Genomic DNA, 5793 nt, shown 5'->3' on the forward strand with positions numbered 1-5793 from the left:
CCGTCATGCGCTCCCTCATCGCTTACGACCACTGATCCCTCGGAATAGATCGTCTAGGGTGCGACGCATGGCCAAGCAGTTGACCGGCACGGTGGCGCTCGTCGCCGGAGGGACCCGAGGCGCCGGGCGAGGAACCGCCATCCAGCTCGGAGCAGCCGGGGCCACGGTCTACGTCACCGGCAGGTCAACCCGTGCCCAACGGTCGGAGATGAACCGACCGGAAACCATTGAGGAAACCGCCGAGTTGGTCAGCGCCGCTGGCGGGGTCGGCATCGCGGTACAGGTCGACCACCTGGTCCCCGCCGAGGTACGCGCGCTGATCGCCCGGATCGAGTCCGAGCAGGGCGCCCTCCACGTACTCGTCAATGACATCTGGGGCACCGCCCAGGTGGAGTGGAACAAAACGGTCTGGGAGTCAGACCTGGACGCCGGGCTGCACACGCTGCGTCTCGCCGTGGAAACCCACGCCATCACCAGTCACTTCGCGCTGCCCCTGCTCATCAGGAACCCGGGCGGGCTGGTCGTCGAGATGACCGACGGCACCGACGAGTACAACGCGGCCACCTACCGCAACTCGTTCTTCTACGATCTCGCCAAGGGTGCCGTGAGTCGGATGGCGTTCGCCCTGGCGCACGAACTCCGTTCGCATGACACGACGTCGGTGCTGCTCACGCCCGGGTGGTTGCGATCCGAGGACATGCTGGACAGCTTCGGTGTGACCGAGGAGAACTGGCGCGACGCGCTCACGGTTGAGCCGCACTTCGCGATCTCCGAAAGCCCGGCCTACGTCGGCCGCGCCGTGGCGGCCCTGGCACAGGACCCGGAGATGTCCCGTTGGCATGGCAGGTCGCTCTCCAGCGGGGAGTTGGCGAAGGTCTACGGCTTCACCGACCTGGATGGAAGCCAGCCCGACGCCTGGCGATACCTGGTCGAGGTGCAGGACGTCGGCAAGCCCGCCGACCCGACCGGATACCGCTGACCCCAACCCGGGCCAGTAGCTGCACGACGGTTGACACCTTCACCCATCGAACACCGCCGCGCAATTGAAGTCGGCCGACCAAAGCGACCATCATGGATGGTCATGAAGAGACCGCAGAGCCTGCTGCTCGCCCTCCTTCTCGCCGCGACCGGGTTGCTCGTCCCCACCGCCCCTGCCGCCGCCGCCCCGGCACCGCTGAAGGTGCTGACCCACAACGTCATGTTCCTGCCCCAGTCGCTCTTCCCCAACTGGGGGCAGGTCACCCGCGCCAACCTGATCGCCGAGGCCGACCACATCGCCGGCCAGGATGTCGTCATCCTGCAGGAACTGTTCGACAACGAGGCATCCGACCAGCTCAAAGACCAGCTCGCTGCGGAGTATCCCTACCAAACCCCGGTTCTCGGCCGGTCGAGGTCCGGCTGGGACGCCACTTTGGGCTCATACTCCAGCACGGCCCCGGAGGACGGCGGAGTCACCGTCCTGAGCCGGTGGCCCATCGCGGAAAAAATCCAGTACGTCTACGCGGACGGCTGCGGGGCGGACTGGTTTTCCAACAAGGGCTTCGTCTACGCGCGGCTCAACGTCAACAACGCACCCGTACACGTGGTGGGTACTCATGCGCAGGCGGCCGACGCCGGCTGCGCCGACGGCACCGGGGCCCAGGTACGGGCAGCCCAGTTCGACGAGCTCGACGCCTTTCTGGACGCTCGCCAATTCCCGGCGGACGAACAGGTCATCGTCGCCGGTGATCTCAACGTTGACCGCTACTCCACCGAGTACGACAACATGCTGGCCCGGCTCGACGTCGGCGATGCCAGGTTCACCGGCCATCCGTACTCGTGGGACGCGCAGCGCAACGCCATGACCGACTACAACGACGACCAGGACAGCCGCCAGCAACTCGACTACATCCTGCGACGCAACGGCCACGTGCGGAACGGCTCCGGCGACAACGAGACGCTAGCCGTCGAGGCACCCAAGTGGTGCGTGACGAGCTGGTTCGTCCGCTACTGCTACACCGACTACGCCGATCACTACCCAGTCACGGCCGACATCTGACGCGTACGACCTGGGGCAGACAGCTCAGCCCCAGTCGTACCACGGTCATCGCCGCTACCTCGCAGCCCGCCACCACCAACCGACGGGTGGTCCATAGCCCCTGCTTGTCGGGACAGCGGCGGGCGCTGGTCCGCCAGGTCAAAGCACTCCCCCGTTGAATCTGATCATCGCGCACCGGAGCGAGGAGTCCATGCCCGGCAGCGCGGCTTCGTGTCGCATTGTGACGGTCAGCTCGCGTCCAATCTCCGCGTTGGGTAGCTCCCGGTATCCAAGCCTCCGGTAGTAGGGGCCGTTCCAGGGCACGTCGCGGAAGGTGGTCAGGGTCGTCGCCGGACGACCCTGACGCCTACCCCAGCGCTCGACGTGTGCGATGAGCCGCCGACCAATCCCGCGCCGAGCATGCGTGGGCGCTACCGACACCTGCTCTATGTGGGCGTTGCCGTCCAGCACCGCCGCGATGACGTAACCGACCGTCCGGTCGCCTTCCTCGGCGACCCAGATCAGCCCCTGCCGCTGACTTCGCCGCAGGGCCTGTCGATCCACGGCGTGATCAGCTATCTCTGACATGCCAACCGTGTGGAAGAGCTGGCCAGCCTGGACCTCAAGCCGAGCCAGATCGCCGAGCTCCGACTGTCGTGCCGCCCGAATCAGGGTCGTCCTCCGCACTCTCTCAGCAGCAGGGCCGGCTGCCATCGGACAGCCGGCCTCGCCCCTGCGTGATATCAGGGCCCCGCGACTGCCGCCTCATTGCCCGGCATCCGGGTCACGCTGGGCAGCTGCAGCACATCCACTGCCGAGCGGCCACTCATCTCGCTGGTCGGGCACATCGCCGTCAGCAGGAACGACTGCCAGGCGATATCGATCGGGTGCGCCTCGGGCAGGCCGATCTGATAGTGGCTGAGGTTGATCCCGGCAGATACCTGGCGCCCGCCATCCCGGCTGTGCAACGAGAACATCTGGTGACCGATCACCAAACCGTCATGGCCGAAGAACTCACCGCATGGGGTGGAAAGCGAGAGGATGCCGAGACCATAGCTACCGGCTTCGGGGACATCCGGGAACATCGGCACCCCGGCGAGCATTTCATCTAGCATGGCCGGGCTGAGCAGATCACCGCCGAGTAGCGCCCGGAAGAACGTGTTCAGGTCCGCCGTGGTCCCAATCATCTCGCCCGCCGTCCACCCCCAGCTCATGTTGAACTCGCTGAGGTCACGAACTCCGAACGGGGCGAAGTAGGCACCACTGTGTGGGCCACGAATAGTCGGGTCAGTGCCCGGGAACGACGTCCCGGTGAGCTTCAGGGGCCGCAGAATACGCTGCTGCACCTCTGCCGCTGCCGGGTTACCAGTGATCGATTCGATCAGTAGGCCCGCCAGGATGTAGTTCGTGTTCGAGTAGCTGAACCCCGCCCCGGGCACGTTGGTCGGCGGCATGGCCAGGCCCATCGCCACCAGATCTGCCGGAGCGTACGTCGTGACCTGCATCTGGTCGATCGCCGCCCACGAGTCGAGCATCGCGTTGGTGTAGTTGCCGATGCCGCTGGTGTGGTTCAACAGCATCCTGACGGTGACTTCGGCGCCACGCTCACCCGGCACGATCTCCGGCAGCAGCTCCCCGATCGGGTCATCGAGGCCCAGCCGGCCCTCGTCAACGAGCTGCAGCACAGTGGTGGCGACGAACGTCTTGGTGATGCTGCCGATGCGGTGCCGTAGCTGCGGCTGCATCGGTCGGGGGCTGGTCAGGTACGCCTGACCGGCGCTGCCGCGCCAGTCGTGCCGGCCATCGCGCACGGCCGCCAGCGCGCCCGGAACGCCAGCTTCGGGCACCGCGGCGAGCGCGGTGCGCAACTCACCCCGGTCCAGCCCGCCGGAGGAGCTTCCCCCAGCTGTCTGAGTGGGTAACGCGGCAGCGGATGTGGGCACCACAAAGGCGGCGGCTGCCAGCGTCGCACTGGCAATTGCGATCTTCAACGCCCGAGGAATGCTAGACATATCGCGATCCTAGGTGGCGCCTGCAACCAGGATTTCGTTTCGATTCTCATGTCAGTAACCGGCACGACATAGTTTGGATCCCCGCCACCGGATGTCTGTTCGATCTCTTGGGGGTCAGTATCTATGCTGGACCATGTCGCATGTCCCGGGAGGGCGCAATGAGGGCAACCTCTACAGTGCGGGCCGAGGCGCTACGCTATGCGGTAGCCGAACGTGAAATTTTCGCTGACATTTCTTTCGACGTGCCCTCGCGGACGTCGTTGGCGGTTACCGGGCCCAGCGGTACGGGGAAGACGACGCTGCTGATGTGCCTCGCGGGGATCCTGCCGGTGGCGGATGGTCGCGTCTGGATCAACGGCCAAGAACTGACCAGTCTGCCGCCGAGGGCGCGATCGGCGTTGCGGCTGCGGTCGGTCGGTCGGCGTATCAGTTCGGTGAGTTACTGCCCGAGTTGACGCCGTTGGAGAACGTGACGCTGCCGGCGCTGTTGGGTTCCGCACCGCGGCGGGCGAGCTACCAGCGGGGGAAGACACTGCTGCATGATCTTGGTGTTGGAGAGCTTGCCGACGCCGCGTCCGCTACCTTTTCCGGCGGTGAGCGCCAACGGGTTGCGGTGGCGCGTGCGTTGATCACGCGGCCCGGTGTCATCCTGGCGGACGAGCCGACCGGGTCTCTCGACAGCGCCTCGGGGCAGGTGGTCAGCGATCTCCTGTTCGATCTGCCGTGCCGGTACGGCTGCGCGCTGATCGTCGTCACGCACAACGACCCGGTCGCCGCGCGGGCGAATCAGCAGCTCGCCCTCGACGGGGGTCGACTCACCGCGATGCCGGCGGGTAGCTCGTGAACCGTGCGTTCGTGCTGCTCGCTGCCGGTCATCGCGCGGGGCGACGGGCCGGCGCTGGTGCCGTGATGCATCGTTGGTCCCTGGCCGTGGCTGCCGCGGTGGCCCTGCTGACCGCGTGGACCTTCATCAGTATCGCGGCCATGTACGACGCGCGGAACGCAAGCGTCGCCGCACGGGAGCCGGTGTTCCTGGCTCAGGGGCAGGACGAAGGCGCGGTCGCCCGGTGGATCCCGCATTCAGACCGGGTAAACAATCGTCAGTTCCTCGTCGTGTATCACCCTGCTCTGCGGCATCACAGCTGCTCGCACCGTACGCACCTGGCACCCGCCCAAAAACTGAGAGGATGGTTCGGTCAACATCCACCGCTGGAGCACTTAGCCGTTGCGCGGAGCAGCCCAATCACTATCGTCACTCCGACGGCGGGCACGCACTGCCATGAGCGTGACGGCTAGGACCGTCAACGAGGTGACTCCAACAGCTTGACCAATCCGGTCAATTCGCTTCGAGCTGCAGGTCCGAAATGCCATCTCCCAGTAATATCTGTCTCCGGCCACCACCCAGCGATGAAGGTTCATTTCCAGTGCATTTCCGCAACTCTTTTTCTCATGGTCACCCGGCCCGATTTTAATTGGCAGTAGCATCAGAAGCGCCACCAAAAAGCTCCCCAGCAGGGCCACCTTTGCAGGCGTCACCCAGCCGAGCCTCGACCCATTCCGCTCAGTTCCCGCTGCCATCGAACGAATGGTAGGTCATGCGTGGCGCGATGTCATCATGGCTGTTGGCCGGCGCCCGGTTTTCGGGTGCCGACCAACAGTTTCTTTCCCCCTTGTGTGGGTCAGGTCTTCGGGTGGGGGTTGTGGGTGGTGTGGTGGGGTCAGCTGGTCCAGTGCTCGGCCACGAGGTCGGCGGCCTGGGTCTCC

Annotated in this window: 7 protein-coding genes; 5 read left to right on the forward strand and 2 right to left on the reverse strand. The window is 65.7% G+C overall.

Features of this window, described 5'->3' with window-relative positions:
• Positions 1-67 precede the first annotated feature (67 nt).
• Together H0524_RS12795 and sph are read left to right on the forward strand one after the other, a co-directional pair.
• Positions 68-979 (forward strand): SDR family oxidoreductase, encoded by a 912-nt coding sequence (locus H0524_RS12795; protein WP_180198856.1) that lies wholly within the window; start codon positions 68-70, stop codon positions 977-979.
• Positions 980-1081: 102 nt separating this feature from the next.
• Positions 1082-2038 carry a sphingomyelin phosphodiesterase gene (gene sph, locus H0524_RS12800; protein ID WP_180198857.1) on the forward strand — a complete coding sequence of 319 codons (957 nt, stop codon included), beginning with the start codon at positions 1082-1084 and terminating at the stop codon, positions 2036-2038.
• A gap of 138 nt (positions 2039-2176) precedes the next feature.
• Here the strand turns inward: sph and H0524_RS12805 are convergent, their stop codons facing one another.
• Positions 2177-2704: a GNAT family N-acetyltransferase gene (locus H0524_RS12805; protein WP_180198858.1), complete on the reverse strand. Its 528-nt coding sequence runs from the start codon at positions 2702-2704 to the stop codon at positions 2177-2179.
• Between the two features lie 56 nt (positions 2705-2760).
• Entirely contained in the window at positions 2761-3885 is a 1125-nt protein-coding gene (locus tag H0524_RS12810; RefSeq protein WP_180198859.1) for a serine hydrolase, read from the reverse strand.
• Positions 3886-4187: 302 nt separating this feature from the next.
• On the opposite strand from H0524_RS12810, the gene H0524_RS24735 reads away from it, so the two are divergent.
• The 3 genes from H0524_RS24735 to H0524_RS24745 are packed head-to-tail and all read left to right on the forward strand — an operon-like array spanning position 4188 to position 5325.
• A complete protein-coding gene (locus H0524_RS24735) occupies positions 4188-4484 on the forward strand; it encodes an ATP-binding cassette domain-containing protein (protein ID WP_255435925.1) in 297 nt (98 codons plus the stop codon).
• A complete protein-coding gene (locus tag H0524_RS24740; RefSeq protein ID WP_255435926.1) occupies positions 4481-4873 on the forward strand; it encodes an ATP-binding cassette domain-containing protein in 393 nt (130 codons plus the stop codon). The genes H0524_RS24735 and H0524_RS24740 overlap by 4 nt, the downstream gene beginning before the upstream one ends.
• Entirely contained in the window at positions 4870-5325 is a 456-nt protein-coding gene (locus H0524_RS24745) for a hypothetical protein (RefSeq protein ID WP_255435927.1), read from the forward strand. Before H0524_RS24740 ends, H0524_RS24745 begins: the two co-directional genes overlap by 4 nt.
• Positions 5326-5793: the final 468 nt, after the last annotated feature.

This window comes from Salinispora sp. H7-4 (assembly GCF_013416675.1).
Taxonomy (GTDB): Bacteria; Actinomycetota; Actinomycetes; order Mycobacteriales; family Micromonosporaceae; genus Micromonospora; species Micromonospora vitiensis.

Coding starts and splice junctions, on each gene's coding strand:
- H0524_RS12795 (WP_180198856.1), top strand. CDS start 68: ATGGCCAAGCAGTTGACCGGCACGGTGGCGCTCGTCGCCGGAGGGACC.
- sph (WP_180198857.1), top strand. CDS start 1,082: ATGAAGAGACCGCAGAGCCTGCTGCTCGCCCTCCTTCTCGCCGCGACC.
- H0524_RS24735 (WP_255435925.1), top strand. CDS start 4,188: ATGAGGGCAACCTCTACAGTGCGGGCCGAGGCGCTACGCTATGCGGTA.